15 protein-coding genes and 2 pseudogenes are annotated in these 16,474 nt (G+C 41.3%); 9 read left to right on the plus strand and 8 right to left on the minus strand.

Translation table 11 applies throughout. The features are described from left to right. Nucleotides 1–42 precede the first annotated feature (42 nt). The 3 genes from MHN30_RS23765 (at nucleotide 43) to MHN30_RS01675 (ending at nucleotide 1,352) form a co-directional block, all read left to right on the plus strand. Nucleotides 43–168 carry a hypothetical protein gene (locus MHN30_RS23765; protein ID WP_275446429.1) on the plus strand — a complete coding sequence of 42 codons (126 nt, stop codon included), beginning with the start codon at nucleotides 43–45 and terminating at the stop codon, nucleotides 166–168. A gap of 440 nt (nucleotides 169–608) precedes the next feature. After that, complete coding sequence (locus MHN30_RS01670) at nucleotides 609–803, plus strand: hypothetical protein (protein ID WP_239357526.1); 195 nt, start codon at nucleotides 609–611, stop codon at nucleotides 801–803. A 228-nt stretch (nucleotides 804–1,031) separates the two neighbouring features. Further along, nucleotides 1,032–1,352 (plus strand): hypothetical protein, encoded by a 321-nt coding sequence (locus MHN30_RS01675; RefSeq protein ID WP_239357529.1) that lies wholly within the window; start codon nucleotides 1,032–1,034, stop codon nucleotides 1,350–1,352. A gap of 79 nt (nucleotides 1,353–1,431) precedes the next feature. Here the strand turns inward: MHN30_RS01675 and MHN30_RS01680 are convergent, their stop codons facing one another. The 5 genes and pseudogenes from MHN30_RS01680 to MHN30_RS01700 all read right to left on the minus strand — a co-directional run bounded on the left by MHN30_RS01680 (nucleotide 1,432) and on the right by MHN30_RS01700 (nucleotide 6,875). Next, a complete protein-coding gene (locus tag MHN30_RS01680) occupies nucleotides 1,432–3,303 on the minus strand; it encodes a hypothetical protein (protein WP_239357532.1) in 1,872 nt (623 codons plus the stop codon). Nucleotides 3,304–3,312: 9 nt separating this feature from the next. Then, nucleotides 3,313–4,623, minus strand: a complete 1,311-nt coding sequence (locus tag MHN30_RS01685; RefSeq protein WP_239357534.1) for a hypothetical protein — start codon at nucleotides 4,621–4,623, stop codon at nucleotides 3,313–3,315. 154 nt (nucleotides 4,624–4,777) lie between these two features. Continuing rightward, nucleotides 4,778–4,915: pseudogene (locus MHN30_RS01690) on the minus strand (transposase); the annotation flags it as partial. A 323-nt stretch (nucleotides 4,916–5,238) separates the two neighbouring features. Beyond that, nucleotides 5,239–6,297: pseudogene (locus tag MHN30_RS01695) on the minus strand (ISAs1 family transposase). 59 nt (nucleotides 6,298–6,356) lie between these two features. Next, nucleotides 6,357–6,875: a hypothetical protein gene (locus tag MHN30_RS01700; protein ID WP_239357536.1), complete on the minus strand. Its 519-nt coding sequence runs from the start codon at nucleotides 6,873–6,875 to the stop codon at nucleotides 6,357–6,359. 113 nt (nucleotides 6,876–6,988) lie between these two features. On the opposite strand from MHN30_RS01700, the gene MHN30_RS01705 reads away from it, so the two are divergent. The 5 genes from MHN30_RS01705 to map all read left to right on the plus strand — a co-directional run bounded on the left by MHN30_RS01705 (nucleotide 6,989) and on the right by map (nucleotide 11,486). Next, on the plus strand, nucleotides 6,989–7,477 hold the full coding sequence (locus tag MHN30_RS01705; RefSeq protein WP_130163661.1) for a hypothetical protein: 489 nt from the start codon (nucleotides 6,989–6,991) through the stop codon (nucleotides 7,475–7,477). Then, a complete protein-coding gene (locus MHN30_RS01710) occupies nucleotides 7,474–7,848 on the plus strand; it encodes a rhodanese-like domain-containing protein (protein ID WP_069020152.1) in 375 nt (124 codons plus the stop codon). Before MHN30_RS01705 ends, MHN30_RS01710 begins: the two co-directional genes overlap by 4 nt. 197 nt (nucleotides 7,849–8,045) lie before the next feature. After that, the gene (locus MHN30_RS01715; RefSeq protein ID WP_239357549.1) at nucleotides 8,046–10,319 is read left to right on the plus strand and encodes a TonB-dependent siderophore receptor; all 2,274 of its coding nucleotides are present in this window, start codon (nucleotides 8,046–8,048) and stop codon (nucleotides 10,317–10,319) included. A gap of 194 nt (nucleotides 10,320–10,513) precedes the next feature. Beyond that, on the plus strand, nucleotides 10,514–10,714 hold the full coding sequence (locus MHN30_RS01720) for a ParD-like family protein (protein ID WP_039496819.1): 201 nt from the start codon (nucleotides 10,514–10,516) through the stop codon (nucleotides 10,712–10,714). A gap of 1 nt (nucleotide 10,715) precedes the next feature. Continuing rightward, on the plus strand, nucleotides 10,716–11,486 hold the full coding sequence (gene map, locus MHN30_RS01725) for a type I methionyl aminopeptidase (RefSeq protein ID WP_222241109.1): 771 nt from the start codon (nucleotides 10,716–10,718) through the stop codon (nucleotides 11,484–11,486). A gap of 12 nt (nucleotides 11,487–11,498) precedes the next feature. Here map and MHN30_RS01730 read toward each other — a convergent pair whose 3' ends face one another. Then, nucleotides 11,499–12,302 (minus strand): methyltransferase domain-containing protein, encoded by an 804-nt coding sequence (locus MHN30_RS01730; RefSeq protein WP_239357558.1) that lies wholly within the window; start codon nucleotides 12,300–12,302, stop codon nucleotides 11,499–11,501. A 21-nt stretch (nucleotides 12,303–12,323) separates the two neighbouring features. Further along, nucleotides 12,324–13,079 carry a Nif3-like dinuclear metal center hexameric protein gene (locus MHN30_RS01735; RefSeq protein ID WP_239357563.1) on the minus strand — a complete coding sequence of 252 codons (756 nt, stop codon included), beginning with the start codon at nucleotides 13,077–13,079 and terminating at the stop codon, nucleotides 12,324–12,326. Nucleotides 13,080–13,270: 191 nt separating this feature from the next. Here MHN30_RS01735 and MHN30_RS01740 point away from each other — a divergent pair, with 191 nt between their 5' ends. Further along, nucleotides 13,271–15,304 (plus strand): tetratricopeptide repeat protein, encoded by a 2,034-nt coding sequence (locus tag MHN30_RS01740; protein ID WP_130163666.1) that lies wholly within the window; start codon nucleotides 13,271–13,273, stop codon nucleotides 15,302–15,304. Between the two features lie 86 nt (nucleotides 15,305–15,390). On the opposite strand, the gene MHN30_RS01745 is transcribed toward MHN30_RS01740, so the two are convergent. Further along, nucleotides 15,391–16,464, minus strand: coding sequence for an efflux RND transporter periplasmic adaptor subunit (locus MHN30_RS01745; protein ID WP_239357576.1), 1,074 nt, complete (start codon nucleotides 16,462–16,464; stop codon nucleotides 15,391–15,393). Between the last annotated feature and the right edge of the window lie 10 nt (nucleotides 16,465–16,474).

Here is a 16,474-nt window from a genome sequence, read left to right on the forward strand (position 1 = left end):
CATGCAATTTTTTACGCATGAGCCGCCTTGCGATCCCAGTTCATGACACGTATTCGCAAGAGAATTGGCGAAGATGGCGTTGAGTTGATGCTGTCACTCACGGTAGATGCGGGTCTTAAAAACAATACAATTCAACGTTCAAGCTGTCATGGAGAAAAATATTGCTAACTCAACAGACAGCAAGTTGCTCGAACAATACCGCAATAAACTGGTTAATTTCGCTCAGTAAGCTGGCATTGCGCTTAGGCAAAGTTATGAACGAACTGGCCGTAAGACAGCACAAAAAAGTAGCGTGTTATGTTCATGGCAAACAATTCAAACGCATTAAGAAAACACTGAAAAAACAGAAAAACTATCTCAGATGAGTGATAAAAGACATCTTGCGGAAAATTACTGAGCAACTGTTGAAGCAAGAAGAACGAGTAAAAACAAACTATATAGCCTACATGAGCCTAGTGTTGAATGTATCTCCGAGGGAAAAAGCGCCAAGCCATATGAGTTTGGTGTCAAAGTGGGTGTCGCAACTACATTGAAAGAGCTGTTTGTGGTGTGCGCTCATGCAATACACTCCAATCCCTATGATGGTGACACGTTATGGGAAACGTTGAGTGACGCCGAGTATTAAGAAAAAACTCAAGCGACGCAATGCGATAGAGCCAATCATCGGGTACATAAAACAAGACGGTCACTCTGGTCTTAACCGTTTAAAAGGGAAGCTTGGTGATAAGCTTAACGCAGTACTTGCGCGTGTAGGTCAAAACTGCCGTAAAATCCTAGCTCAACTACGGCTTTTCTATGCCTAGATTTTATATCAGCTCTTAACAGCGCGAAGCGCTGTGCAATAACGTCGCTGTCAATAAAGGTAATGCTCAGTCTGGGCTGATTTTGTACGGCCAATCTAAGCATCAAAACGTCAATATTCAGAATCGACTAGATAACCGAAGTCAGTGAGCCTAATAAGCTATTCTCTGAAAACCATGAGATCCAGAAGAAGTTTGATGTATTGGCTCTGGCTGACAAGCTAGGGAAATGTGGCACGTCAAAGTGGTGTCCCCTGCGATACTATTTACCGCCATCGTAAGCTGATAAAACAAGGTGGGATCGAATCGTTAAAACGTCAGGAAATGCCAAATCGTCACCACAAAAATCGTACTGACAGAGCTATTGAGGAAGTTGTCATCGAATTCTCACTAGCTAACCCATACATGGGACAATCCAAAGTGTCACGACTGCTCAAGTCTGAAAGAAACGTCGACATACATGATAGCGGCGTTCGCAATATCTGGCTAAGGGAAAGTACGAATACTACTGTGTTACGGTTAGCAAAACTTGCTGAAACTCGGCAACATTGATAGTGTGATTACGTCAAAGTCGCTTGGTACTTATACCGTCAGTATCCTTTGGTAATCACACTAGTACACTTAATATAACTTACTTTACCTTGATCTGATTAATATAATACTTTTCAGTATCTGAAGTTGTTTTTGCGTCGATAAATAATACCAGTTCACCTTCACCTGATAGTGGAATATCAAACCCTTGAGTAATATAGTGCTGCTCTATTTGTCCCCACCTAGTAAAGAATGTGCCCCTCTTTACTTCTGCCGCACCATTATAAACAACATAATAAAACTTAATAAAATCACTGTATGCAGAACTTTTACTATCCAGCCCCTCTGAACCTTTATATGCTATATACAACTTCGTACTACCTTTTATACGAATTCTTTGGCTTTTCCAAGTCAAGCGTTGTGCATTAGCCCAGTCACCTCCTATACCTGTATTACCTAGTACTAGTGCTCCATCAATAACGTCGGAAATCACTTGTTTACTTGAATGGGCCTGATGACTAATAGACCAGCGGTTTAACCAACTTTTTTGCTCTTTGCTTGGTAGATTATGTAGTTTATTTACTAGCGTATTATATACATCATCATTTTGATTGTTTTCTAGATTAAAGCTTTCTACCCACCTATCATCTGCGGCACTTAGACTTTTAGTGTCTGAAAGCACGGGGTAATGCAAATTAACACTTTTAGCATCTCTAACATGATCAAACTGAGATAATACATTGTAGTAATTACTTGAAACATCTATTTTACTAGGGAAGTCAGCCTCACCGGTCAAACCCCTATAATTGTTTCCAATTGAACGTAGCGTTGCACTAGAAGAAAAGTCCCTCATGAACGTATTATTAATACTATAAATTGCGGTTCTAAAGCTAAACTTAGGTGAAGCCAAACCTGTTTTACAGTGATTCCCGAAATTAATATAGACGTCATTTTCAAAATAAGAATTACTAATTCTAGAATTATCCCCCCAGCTTCTCAAACACAAAGCTATATGATTTTTACTCCTAACATTATTTTCAGGAGAGTATTGATATAAATGAGTCCCGTCTATATCCAAAGTAGGAGTTGCACTATCTGAAATCAATATGCTTGATGAAAAACTGGCATCTTCAGATCCATAATTAAAGAAAAAACCTCCGTGAACAATTAAACCTCCATTAGCGTACTCATCGAAATATACACCATGATTTGCACTGCCACTGATAAATGAATCAGTTAATGTTAAAGATGAATCGCCCGATACAACATGTATTATTGCATTTCCATTATTTGAAACGTTGCTTCTATTTATAGTTAAATTTCCGTTATTTAACTTTATAGCACTTTGAAGCTTATGGGTTGTACCTGAAAATGCTCCTTTTACATGAATATTCGTTAGAATAACGCTTTTATTTATTTCAAGAAACGTATTAGGTATCTCTAGGCAGTCTTTACCACGTATAAATCCAACATCACGGCTTGAACCCTGTGAGGAAAAAGGAGCATTTGTCGCAATTTCTGATATCGCTGTTCCTGCTTCGATGCTCAGTTGACATGCCTCATATTGACCATTCAAAACTATTTTGGAAGCGGTTTTAAATGCAAGTTGAATGGCAGCGTTGTTGTGCTCCACTTCATTCCGGTTGCTGGTATTGCTCCTCACTCCAAATGCTTCAATATTGATACCTTGTGTATTTCCCATATCTAATTTAGCACAAAGTGTCTGCCCCAAATTTTCAAGCTGAAATATACAATCACCTTTATTAACACTAAAATTATAAGTTGCTGCGCCAAAGTCACCAACACTGTAATAGCCTAATGTAGTTACCTTTTCGCCGTCTAAATTTTCACTAGTTTCACTATTAATAAGGGCTGTTACTGTTTTATAGTGTAAGTAAATTTCTTCACTAGCTAGAGTTTGGTTAATGAAGAATGCATTAATAAAAAGCACCAATATATAATTTTTATTCATCATCATCCCTTATTGACAACCATAGATTTTAGAATTTAATCCATTTGAAAAATCTCCAGAATTAAAATCACCACAAAGATTATATGTAACATCTCTGTAATTAACTTTGGATTTTTTGAAAATGTATTGATCAGTACTGCGCTGACTATCGGGGAATTGGCCTATATCATCTAGATGAGAAACAAATCTAACCCCTTTACTTCCCCCTGTCTCGCTATTAAATTCAAGGCTTGAGATTGTATTAGAAATAGATCTTACTAGGTTAATACGGTTATCTCCCGGTGTAACGTTAAGTTTTTTAATCTTGTTGTTAGGTCCTATTTGACCACTACCAAAACCAGAGCTCGCAGAAATATTAAGATCTTCGATTTGGTTGCTTATAATTCTTGAGCCATACGAATTATTAGGTATTATGACTTTTCCATTAAATTTCACACCATTAATTAACACACCAGCTAAACTGTCAGAGTCCACCTGTAAATTCACACTACTTGTTGACTCAAATGTACCGCCTTCTAGATGCCAATCTGTCGCATTTTTAACAAACATATGTGCTTTGCTAACATTTCCTTTGAAAGTAATGTTTTTAAAAACATTATTGACGATAGTGCCTTGGTCGGATTTTATATTAAGTGTCGTTGTTTTAGCTCCAGATAAAATAAGGTCTGAATGGTATCCAAAAAACCAATTAACACCGAGCACCACATCATGGTTTTGGCGCGCATCAAGTGTTAGGTTCATTAATGTTATGGGAAAGGAGCGCTGTTCATTTGTAGTAACAAAACTTGTTATACCTGTATTTGTACTTGCTTGTATGTTTGTTGAGTAAAAGCCAGCGATTAAGGGGTTTGAGCCAATAATCGACTGGCGACTATTTGGCTTTGATTTAAGCTCTAATTTTGACGCACAGTAGAGGCCATTCACTTTTAACGTACTAACTTTGTCCAAGGCTGCATTAATTTGCTTTGTACTATCCTTAGTTTCATCATTACACTCATCAGGAACGCTTACTTTCTCAACACCAAAAGCTTCTAACTCCATTTCGGTCTTAATCACTAATTCCGCACAGACTTTCTCACTTCTTACCTGCATTGTCCTTATATCGATACCACTTTGACAATTGCTACTAGAAATCACCTTATATATAGCGCTGCCATAAGGATAGGTGCCAGAACTATAGCTATTTGTTTTGATGAAATCTCCGTCGCTTAAAGTCTTAAGCTCAATTTCAATTTGCTCAAAATTGTCAACAACAACTACTTTAGATGCATACGCATTTAATGAAGCGATCATTAACATGGCTAATATATTTTTTCTCATTGTTTCTCCTTTCAACAGAAGCATATTATATCTTGATATACCACTATATGAAAAAGCCTATTCATGATTGGTCACCGATTATTAAAGAAAAACAATACTGGGAAACTTATAGTGAGGTGGGAAAAAGTATTGGCCACTACACAAAATACTTGAGCAAAAACAGCAGCAGCTCTTCTACCCAGCCTCGTCGGTGTTCATATGATTTACCCATGAGTTCATCTTCACCGCACAAAAATGCGTGGCGAATATAGCGTGAAACACAATGATAATACGGTGTATCCGACACATTGATTTACCGCTTCTTACTAATCCCATCGTTCTCTCCTTGAACTGATAATTGAGTATGATTTTAAGCACTCAAAGTATAAAAAATTACAACTACCCCATAAAATGAAGCAGTTCATAAGTAGAGTTTTCCATTAACAACAATAGGAAAATTTATGATGAGAAAAGCAAGTTCACTGAAACTCCAAGGTGAGAGCACACTTTGTTAACTGCCATTAACCGAAGATAAGTTCTGCCCTGAATTCATCGTCAAAACTGGCTCGAACACAGGGGGAATTCCACTTTGTTCACAGCTTAACCAAAAAGTAACTCCGTCCTAAAATCACCGTTCTAAGCTGCTCCTCTTCGTTTCGCTGCTAAACTGTCTTTTTTACCTTGATGTTGCCTGATTATGTTTAAGCATACTCTGTTGAACAAAGCGATGTGTGCCGCCCCGTCGGGGTCTAATACCTTTAACTTATCTTCTTTGAAAACAACACCTAAGACTCAGTGAAGCCGATTATCTATGTGCCAATGTTCGCCTATTGCTTTTGCCACTAACCCTGGATCTACCGCCATTAAACTGATATGGAAGTGGGGGGTATAACTGGTTTTGTCACCTAATTTACGACCTCTTGCAACCTCAATCAGCGTTTTGACATGAGGCCATTTTTCTTTGAGTTTCTGTGGTAATTTAATCGGTATCTGTATAACTAGATGACTTTCGCCTCGGCCATGAGCATTACCATTGCTTTGTGCTTCTTCGTGTGAGTCCATGTAGTCATAGTGAATTTTAAAGTGCTCAGCGATAGCATTGTGTAAATTACGCTGATTGACTTTGACTTGGATAATAAAGTCGCCCTTATTCTTTACAATCGTCTCCAATGTTTTCGTTTGGCAATGCTGAGCATCAAGCGTCACAATACAACCTTTACACGCTAATATGTCGATGATATCACAGGTAATTTTACCTTCTTGGCCTTTGTTTTGCGCAGCTTGTTGATACAAGGCTAGCCCATTATCAACATCAAATGCACTAACCACATTTAGCGCATTGTACACATTGTCTTTTCAGCAACCTCTAAGCACCTTCCCATTAATCGCAATGTGTGGCTTTTGAGCTTCTTTACGATGGGAGCTAATCCAATTTAACAGTGCCGTGAGTAAAGCTCCTGTGTCTAATGATCTGATTATATTAGCAATACAGTGACGTTTTGGAATGCCATTTTCAAAAGGACGATGCTGCCTTAGCCAATCCAGTTGCAATTCACCAAACTCTTGAAGTGACTTCCATCCGTCAGCGCTACTAAGCACGGTACTCAAAGTTAAAAACAAGACGTCGACAAGATTATGTTTGATATTAACATCGGTTCTAAGATCTTCAATCCACTCTAAATAAAAAATTGCGATGCGCAATCAGATCATCAAACCCCAAGACTCGCCAATTTAAAGTACGATCCCGCCCTGATTTAGACTTCATACCTTTTATCTCGTTGCCTAGTCATTTCATCAAGTACCATTTGGATCATCTGTTGCTTTATATCTGCATGCTGTGATTTAAGTTCATCAAGTTGTTGGGTTAAAATCTCAATTTCTTTTTCTGTTTCATTATCGTGGTACTGTTTTGCGCCGGTATGCTCATATCTCAGGATATTTTCTTGTGTTGTTGGGATATCAGCATCGCTTACTGTGGATACCTTTATAGCTCGTTGCAGAGGTGTTTTTTTTAACTCGCTAATAAGCTGTTGTAAATGTTGGATTTGCTCTTTCATTAGGGCTTCTGACTGTTCTAACATTTCATATTGTTGCTTAAAATTAGGGTTGTTACCTTTGTATTTCTTTGCCTTTTTATCCATAAACTCAGTCAGTATGGTTTCATTTGCTGGTTTTGCTTCCGTTTCTTCTGTGGAGTTACTTGTGGCAGTGGATGTTTCGTTGTTTGCGTTTAGTGCGTCGGCAAAGTGATGTGGCTTCATTTGAATTTCCATAACGTTATCCTTGTTATCTCTATTTCTAACTGTATCGGAGTATTTTCTGATTTCTTTAGCTGTTTGGTTAATCCCCGCTAAGCTAACAAGGTTGGGTATAAGGAGTCAGCGAAATGAAGGTATGGTTGGTTATTAGTATTTTGTTTTTTAGCTGTAATAGCTTAGCTAAATGTGAAGAACAAGGATTTAGACAGTTTGATTTTTGGCTTGGAGATTGGTCGGTAACGAGCGTAGGAGGCTTTGAGTCTGGACGTAATCGTATTACCCGTGAGTATGATGGTTGTGTCATTAAAGAAAGTTATACCACTGAACTTGGGTATCGTGGTGAGAGTATAAATATTTATGATGCATCCACTCATCGTTGGCATCAAACTTGGGTGGATAATAGCGGGCTGTTGTTACGGTTGGATGGTGAGTTTCATGAAGGGAAAATGGTATTACAAGGGGATAGGAAAAATGCAGCAGGTATTAAGGTGACGGATAAGATAACATGGACTGCGAATCCCGATGGTACGGTACGTCAAGTTTGGCAGAGTAAGCAAGGGGTCGATAAGTGGCAAATAGTATTTGATGGATTATACAAAAAGGAGACTGAAAAATGAGAAAACTGATTATTAGCTTTATGTGGTTTGTTAGCAGTATTTGCTACGCACAGTCGGAAACGATCACACAACAAGCGCTGATGGTAAATCAGATGTCTGCAGATGCTTACACTATAGTGGACGTACGAAGCCCTGAAGAGTTTGCCGCAGGACATATCAAAGGGGCAATAAACATTCCCTTTAACGAGATTGAGACGCATCAGGAAGAACTGACTAAATTGACTGATATACCACTTGTTGTGTACTGCCGCTCAGGGCGTAGGGCAGGCATATTTATTGAGGCACTGGCGCCAAAAGGCTACACCTTAAAACACCTAGAAGGTGATATGAATAAGTGGCTGGCGGAGTCTTTACCTGTGGTGAAGAAGTAGGGGCTCCCTACTTTTTGAGTAAATAGCAGAGGGTAAAAACAAAAGGTAAACGGCAAAGCTCAATAGGGTTTGGTCGCTGGTACGTTTGAATAGCACTTAAAATAACTTCATATAACTAAAAAAGGGACTTGAAAGAAGAGTTAATATAAATGATAATCACTATCGTTTTCAAAATGAAGTTAATTTAGGGAAAAACGATGCGCTCTTCATCTCCACGTACACTAAACCATTCTTTAAAACTCTCTCTTTGCGCCACTTTTGTGCTGCTCTCACTACACGGCAATGCACATGCCGCTGAAGTTGCTGATGATACGCTAGCTGCTGATGCTGTGGGTGATGGCAGGGCTCAAGAACTAGAGCATATTTATGTGACTGGTACGAGTGTAAAAAATTACACCGAGTCTTCGAACAAAGCAGCATTAAAAATGATTTTATCACAACGTGAAACGCCTCAAGCGGTGACCGTTATCACTAATCAAATGATGCAAGATTGGCAAACGGTTAACATTGATGAGATCTTGGAACATGCAACGGGCTTTTATGCAAAGCGGGGAGCCAGTCTTGATAGGACACGTTTTTCTGTACGTGGCGGTGATGTCAATTTAATCCAAATAGACGGCGTGCAACAGTTTCCAGGTGGCCGAAGACCAAATGTAAACGGGGATGCGGTTGCTTATGAGCGCGTTGAGATTGTACGTGGTGCAAATGGTTTATTAACTGGCGTTGGTGACCCAACCGCCACCGTAAACTTAGTAAGAAAACGTGCAACAAGCGATGAATTTAAGGGCAGTGTGGCGGTTTCGGCCGGTAGTTGGGATAATTACCGCGCAGAGGTGGATGTGGCGAGCGGGTTAAACCAAGAAGGCAGTATTCGCGGCCGCTTTGTTGCTGCACATTATGAAAGAGATTCTTATATTGAGCGTTATAGCCAAGAGAAGACGTCCATATATTCTACTATTGAGGCAGATCTGACCGACTACACCTTATTACGACTCGGTGTGGAATATGCTGATACTGCTTCAAAAGGGGCGATAAATAGCCACTCTCAACCATACTTTTACGCTGATGGGAGTCGCTATCAGGGACGCCGTGGTGACACCGGGATGACGGCAAAATGGAGTAGCTGGCCAATCGAAGAATACACCTATTTTGTTGGGCTTGATCACGCGTTTGAAAACGATTGGCAACTCCATGCCATCGCGACTTACAATACCATTGAGATGCAAGGTGGGCAGCTGTTTTTCGTTTATCCTGATGGGCCTATTAACCCAGATGGCAGCAGCGATAATGGATTCGGTTACAGTGCTGTAATAAGTAGCTCTGAAGATGAACAAAAGACAATTGATTTGTCACTCCAAGGCCCTGTAGAGCTATTTGGTCGTACGCACGATGTTATTTTCAGCTACAACCAATTCAAGCGAGAGCGTACGTCATTTGGTAATGAAGCAGACCAAACCACGATTTCATTAGAAGGATTAAATTTTCACGATTGGACTGGTGACGTGCCGCGCTATCCATTTAAAGGTTTAGGCCGTGATAGTTTGACGATAACAGACTCGAATGGTGGATTTGTAGCCGTGCGTGTTAACCCGCATGATGATGTTAAACTTATTGTTGGCGCTAGGATCACCAATTGGGAGTACGATATTGACCTATATGATCCTAACAACGGTAAGTTTCTTCGTAATCGCTATCATGAAAAGGTGGATACAGAAGTCACCCCTTATGCCGGAGTCGTGGTTGATATCAATGAACAATATAGTGTTTACGCAAGCTACACAGAAGCATTTCAGCCGCAAGCCTATTTTGATATCAATGATAAAATGCTCGACCCAAGCACAGGCGAAAGCTATGAGCTAGGGGTAAAAGGTGAGTTGCTTGATGACACCTTGAACTTTACGGCAGCGGTGTATCGCAATGTTGAAAATGGACTTGCGATTGCCGATCCAAATTACCCAGACAGCTATCTAACTCCGCAGGGTAATAGGCCATATATTCAGCGCGGTGAAGGCGATACGACAGAAGGCTTCGAAGTTGAATTTACGGGCTCTATCAATGAGCAGTGGAATATCAGCTTAGGGCTGTCAAAACACAAAACTGAATCAAAAGATGGCAAAGAGCTGTTAACGGATCAGCCCAAAGAGCTGATCAACCTGTATACCACCTATGACTTTAGCGCGTTTGTTGACGGCTTTACTGCGGGGCTTGGAATTAATTGGCAAGGTAGCTTTTATGCAATACCACAAAGGCCATTGCCGGGCGGCGGTAGCGAGGCGTATAAGATCACACAATCTTCCGGTGCGTTACTTAATTTAATGGCAAGATATGAAGTGAGTGAACAACTTAGTGTGTCGCTTAACTTCAACAATCTACTGGATGAAAGTTACTACAACAGTATTTCATCTTGGGACGGCTACGTAATGCACGGCGAACCGTTCAATTGGCAATTAGGGATGCGCTATAGCTTTTAGTGAGTCAACCTAAGCTTGGGTGACGTAAGCTTGAAATACGGAATGCACCGCCGAAGCGGTGCATTTTTTTGCCTCAAATTCTTTGCTTCAAATCTTTTGCCTCAAAATAATAAGCAAATTGGCATTAGATTTTGCATTGTTCCGCAACTTCGTTATTATATAAAGTATATATGATATGTATATGGTTTATATAAGTGGGAATCGTAAAAATTTCAGATGAACTACACGATGAGATCCGTGAAGCGAGCACTGTGATGTCGCGCTCAATCAATTCACAGGCTGAGTTCTGGATTAAAATTGGGCGACTTGCCGAGCGCAATCCAATGCTTACTTTTACAGAGATCATTACGGCAGAGATGTCGCGAGTGAAGTCACAACAGCCAAAAGGAAATTGAGATGCAAGAGGTTACCTTCAAAACCGCTGATGAGATCCAATTGATGCGCGAAAGTGGGCGATTGCTTACGCAGGTGTTTGACTACATTGATAGTTGGATTGAACCCGGAATTTCTACGCTAGAGATTAATGATAAAGTGCACAACTTTATTGTTGATGAGCTTAAAGCGCGTCCTGCCAGCCTTGGTCAATATGGTTATCAGTTCGTTCTCAATAGTTCTGTAAACGAGGTTGTGTGCCATGGTGTGCCGAGTAAATCACAAATCTTAAAGTCTTCAGATATTGTAAACATCGATATTACGCTTGAGAAAAATGGCTTTATCAGCGACTCCAGCAAAATGTACGTGATGCCAGACGCATTACTCCCAGCCAAAAAGTTAGTGGCAACGACTTACCAAGCGATGTGGGCTGGAATAAAAATGGTTAAGCCTGGAGCAAAACTTGGGGACATCGGTGCGGCTGTACAGCAAGTGGCTGAAAAAGCCGGTTACACAGTGGTACGCGAGTATTGTGGTCATGGGATAGGTAGAGAAATGCATGAAGCGCCAAATATATTGCACTATGGCAAAGCAAATACCGGGATGACGCTAAAGCCTGGGATGACCTTTACCATTGAGCCGATGATCAATCAGGGAAGCGCAAAAATTAAAACCAAAAAAGATGGCTGGACTGTGGTAACCCGAGATAAAAAGCTATCGGCGCAGTGGGAGCATACGGTGCTGGTAACAGATGACGGTGTTGAGGTGTTAACCCTAAGAGCGGAAGAAGCGTAAGCAGTGCTGTACTTACGCTTGCTTTAACATCAAGTGGGTGTAACGACCTAGAGACGCATAGGGCTCTTGACGATTGTATTTAAGCTCCAAGGCGAGCAAAGCATCAAAACCTTCATCCGCCTTACTCAACTCCCTTAAGTAGTCATGAAAACAGCGAACACCGGTTTTTTGCATAACGCTGAGCTTTGCCTCATCAAGCCAAGTTGCCATATCAGTTTGACTAATTGGTTTATTGGGACTGAGACCTACTTTTTGCTTTACCTTAAGGCCTTTTTGCACATAGTCGAAGTTACCGTACACCATATTGGCCATCAGGTGCGCCTCATGGTTGAAATACATTAGCGAAAGCAAGCCAGTTTCGCTTAGCTGCGTCTTTAGCAGCATAAGCGCACTTTGTTGCTCAACCAGCCATTCAAGCACCGCATGGCACAATACTAAGTCGAATTGTCCTAAGTTTAGCGTATCGAGCGCTTGCAGGGGCGCGTGGATAAAATGAAGCTGGTCACTCAGTCCGGCTTCATCCGCGCGCGTTTTGGCAAGTTCAAGCATCTCTTCTGAAATATCAATCACAGTGACATGGTGGTCAAGCGATGCTAGAAAGAGCGCCAATTGCCCTTGTCCGCCGCCAACATCTAATATGCGTTTGCCACTTGATTGCGTTAACCAGTCAACTTGTGCGCTCAAGTCACGCTTGAGCACCGCTTCTCTGATTTTACCTTTATTGGTGCCATAGATATTGTTTTTAAACTTGTGCGTTAGTTCAGCAAAGTTTCTATCTGTCGGTGCCGGTTTTTGCTGCTGCTTTTTTCTAGCCATATGCGAGATCACACCAAACGGTTAAACCGGGTTGTCGATATCAATAAATTCAACATCCAAACCATATTGCGCTGCCAAATATTCACCAAGTGCCTTCGCGCCGTAACGCTCTGTGGCATGATGTCCCGCCGCGATAAAGTGGATCTGTTGTTCGTTTGATGAATGAATGGTTTGCTCTGATGCTTCACCCGTTAAGTAGGCATCAATGCCTTGGCTTGCTGCGAGATCGATAAAGCTTTGTCCACCACCTGTACACCAAGCTATGGTGCTGATTGGATGATCGCCTGCAACATTTAAGAGCGGCTTTCTACCGAGTTTCTCTTCAACTAAAGCGGCAAAATCAACAGCAGTCATTGGCGTCGCTAATTTGCCTTTTACCGCTACGCTATTTTTATTCCAAGGTTCAAGTGGTCTTTCATATTCAAGCCCAAGTAACTTACCGAGCTGTGCGTTATTTCCGAGTTCAGGATGAACATCCAGTGGAAGGTGGTAAGCGATTAAGTTGATGTCATTGGCAAGCAGGGCTTGTAGGCGGCGCTTTTTCATGCCAGTGACACATTGATCTTCCCCTTTCCAAAAATAGCCGTGGTGAACCAAAATGGCATCTGCACCGCGTTCAATAGCGGCATCAATTAAAGCTTGGCTGGCGGTAACACCTGTGACGATTTTTTTGATTTCGTCTGTCCCTTCTACTTGCAGACCATTTGGACAGTAATCGTTAATTTGAAATGGCTTCAGTAATTCCGTTAATTGATTCACTAATTTGGTTCGTTTCATAACACCCCCTAACTCTCAGATAGCGCTAGTTTAACTGGTTTTACGATAGATCAAAAAGGGAGATTACACCGATAGATGCGTGCAATATGAAGGAATAAAGGCAAACAGCTCGGATCTGATTGTTCTTTTATTCGAAATAAAAATAAATTACTGTATATCTTTAGTTCTTTATTATTAGTAAAGGTAAATATATGTTTAAGTTTGCAGTGTTTCTGCTGCTTTTGTGTCCGTTTTACGTTCAAGCAGAACTGAATGAAGAGGATTTTGAGTCTCTTCGGCTGCAAATTAGAGAACAATATACCGTTGACCCTAAAATTGCGCTTCAACTCACTGAACAAGCCTTAAATACTAGTCGTTTGAGCGCAGATCAAAAAATCAAAATCCTGAATTACAAAGCTTGGTTTCAAATGGAGCTGAATCAATTTTCGGCTGCTATGCGTACGACAAATGAAATCAAACAGCTGATAAGTGACGCTCAAGATAAATCGCTGATTTATGCATACTATAATTTGTCGGGGGGAGTTTATTCTAAACTAGGATTGTATGAGCTTGCTTTAGTGCAGTACAAAGATGCATTGATTGTTGCGGAGCAACGAGGCGAGGACATGGTATACCAAACAAAAAATAATATTGCTGACGTTTATTTTTTGCTCGGCCAATATGATGTTGCGTTAGATTACTATAACGAGTACCTGCACTTTCTGAATTCAAATAAAGATGAGCTGTCATTATCATTACTTTACAACAACATTGCTAAAGTCTACATAGCTAAAAGTGAATACGATAACGCTACAAAGTTTATTGATAAAGCACAGCAAATTCAAAAGAATAGCAAGTCAGACTACCATCTAGCGTATTCGTCACAGTTTAGAGGAAAAGTCGCGCTTGCTAGAGGTCAACTGGGTGCTGCATCGGCCTATTTCAGGAAAGCCATCGTGACTTTTCAACGGCTTGGTAATGTTCGCGAAGTCAATGACGTTAAGCTCGATTTAATTACCTTGGATATCAAACAAGGAGATATCACGGAAGCTAAAAAGCTGGCTGAAGAAGTCTTGGGATCTGCGAAGCAAACAAGTACTAAAAGTAAGCAGGTAAGCGCTTTGTCTGTGTTGGCGAAAATAGCCGAGCTTCAGGGGGACAGCAAACACGCACTGGCTTTAACACAGGAGTTAAGCCAAGTGGAGCGAGAGATTTATGCTCAGCAGCGCAATATTACCTTATCTCGTGCTTCTTACGAACTTGAAATGGTTGAAAAAGAGCTAGAAATAGAGTCGCTTAAACGAGTGCAGGCGGTTCAAGCTGCAGAGGCAAGCGCACAACAAAAGTGGCTATTGAGTATTATCATATTTATGTTGATTTATGCCGTATCAACTATTTTAGTGATCCAAATAATTCGACGTCGAAATGGCAAGCTACGGGCCACATTAAAAGAGTTAACCAATACGCAAGAAATGCTCGTTGAAGCGGAGAAAATGTCGTCACTAGCTGGATTGGTTTCGGGGATGGCGCATCATCTCAATACACCAATAGGTTTAGTGATCACCGCAAACTCATCCCTTAATGGCTCGCTACGCGACGTTCAAGATAAATTTGAACAAAAAACCCTGTCGCCTAGTCAACTTAATCACTTTATAGGGGATGCTTTAGTGGCATCAGATATTGTTGACCGTAGTGCCAATCGCCTCAATGCCACAGTCGAGCGATTTAAAGCAATTAATACCTCAATTGGTAGTGCAGAACTTAAAACGATAGAATTATCAGACTTTTTAAATTTACACATTCGTGAAATGCTGATCCGCACAGCGCCAACTGCTAAGTTAATGTTGGATAACGATAGCCTTGAGGTACAAACCTATCCCAATATCTTGCTTGAGGTATTGAAGGAGTTTATGCACAACTCAGTGCAACACGGATTTATCGACAATCATGTAGAAGACCAACCTCTTATTACCATCCGTGTGAATGAATACGATGATGCATGGCAGCTAAGCTATAAAGATAATGGCCGAGGCCTGCCTGATCATAATACAGAGCAAGTGTTTAATCCCTTTTTTAGTACAAATCTAGCGGCACAATTAGGACTTGGCTTAACCATTGTATTTAACAGCGTGAGCCATGTGCTTCAGGGCAGTATTAAGGCATATTCAGATGATAAAGGAGTGGAGTTTTTGTTGACCTTACCCAAGCAGCTAAAAAATGGTAGGCGTAAAGCTGTGAATAATTAATTCAACTGCATACGGAAGCTGTGATGCTTTTAAAAATGAGCCGCTCGTCCATGAGTGAGCTCATTGGGCTAGTAACTGGTTTGTTATTAAGGGTTTGTCACCTCGACGTCTTGTCCTGTTTGCAGGCGCTCTGCGCCGCGAATGGCGACTCTATCACCGGCATGTAAGATATCGCTGGTGCGAGGAGTAATTTCCACCCATTGGCCTTTGCCATTGCCGACGGTGACAGGAATTTGTTCGGCTTTATTTTGCTCGTCTATCTTAACGATATGGGTGCCTTGCTTGCGTAATATCAAGGCGTCCCGGTCAACTAGCAATACGGCTTGTTTGCTGGTGAGCGGCACTGCCACATCAACTAATTGACCAATTGCCCACGTATGGGTTTGATCTGCTGCAAGTGTTGCACGCACTTCAACGGTTTGTGAGCGCGGATCGGTTGAGGGGATCACAGCTGTGACTTTTGCTGACGTATTATCTGGCTGCGATAAGTCACCAGAACGGATTGGCAGCGCTATGCCTTTTTGCAAAAACTTTAAGTATTTAACGGGCACATATAAGCGAACCTCAAGATGATGGATATCTAATATGGTGAGCAGTTCATCGGCGCGGTTTATTTCTCGACCCGCGCGCTTAAAACGTTCACTGATAACGCCATCAAATGGTGCACGGACCGTTGCGCGAGACAACTTATCGTCAATAACCCTAAGTTCGACTTCCGCTAAGGCGATATCCGACAGCGCTAGGTCATGTTTATTTTGCATTTCATCGACTTGACTCTCTGCCGCACTACTGGTTTTTGCGAGCTTCTTTAATCGCGTCAATTCTTGCTGATATAAGCGTAAGTTGATCTTGGCTCGATTTAATAATTCGGCTTGGCGGGCCTTATCGAGTTCCAGCGGAAGTGTGTCCATACGTACTAAGATTTCGTCTTTTGCGACACTGGTACCGGGTTCTGCTACGTACAACAAACGGCCACTAACTCCAGCGGTCAGCGTCACGTCGTCTTTCCCATACAGTGTGCCACTAACTTCAATTTCGCTCGTGAGAGGGGCTTTTGTCACTTCTGCGACGGTGACTGGCACCACGGCGATGGCTTGTGGCGCAACGATCCCAGCACATAGTGCTAGGGCCTGAAGTGTCTGTTTTATCGGGTTTTTCATTCTGTTCTCA

The organism is Pseudoalteromonas sp. OF7H-1, from assembly GCF_022347825.1.
GTDB classification, from domain to species: domain Bacteria; phylum Pseudomonadota; class Gammaproteobacteria; order Enterobacterales; family Alteromonadaceae; genus Pseudoalteromonas; species Pseudoalteromonas maricaloris.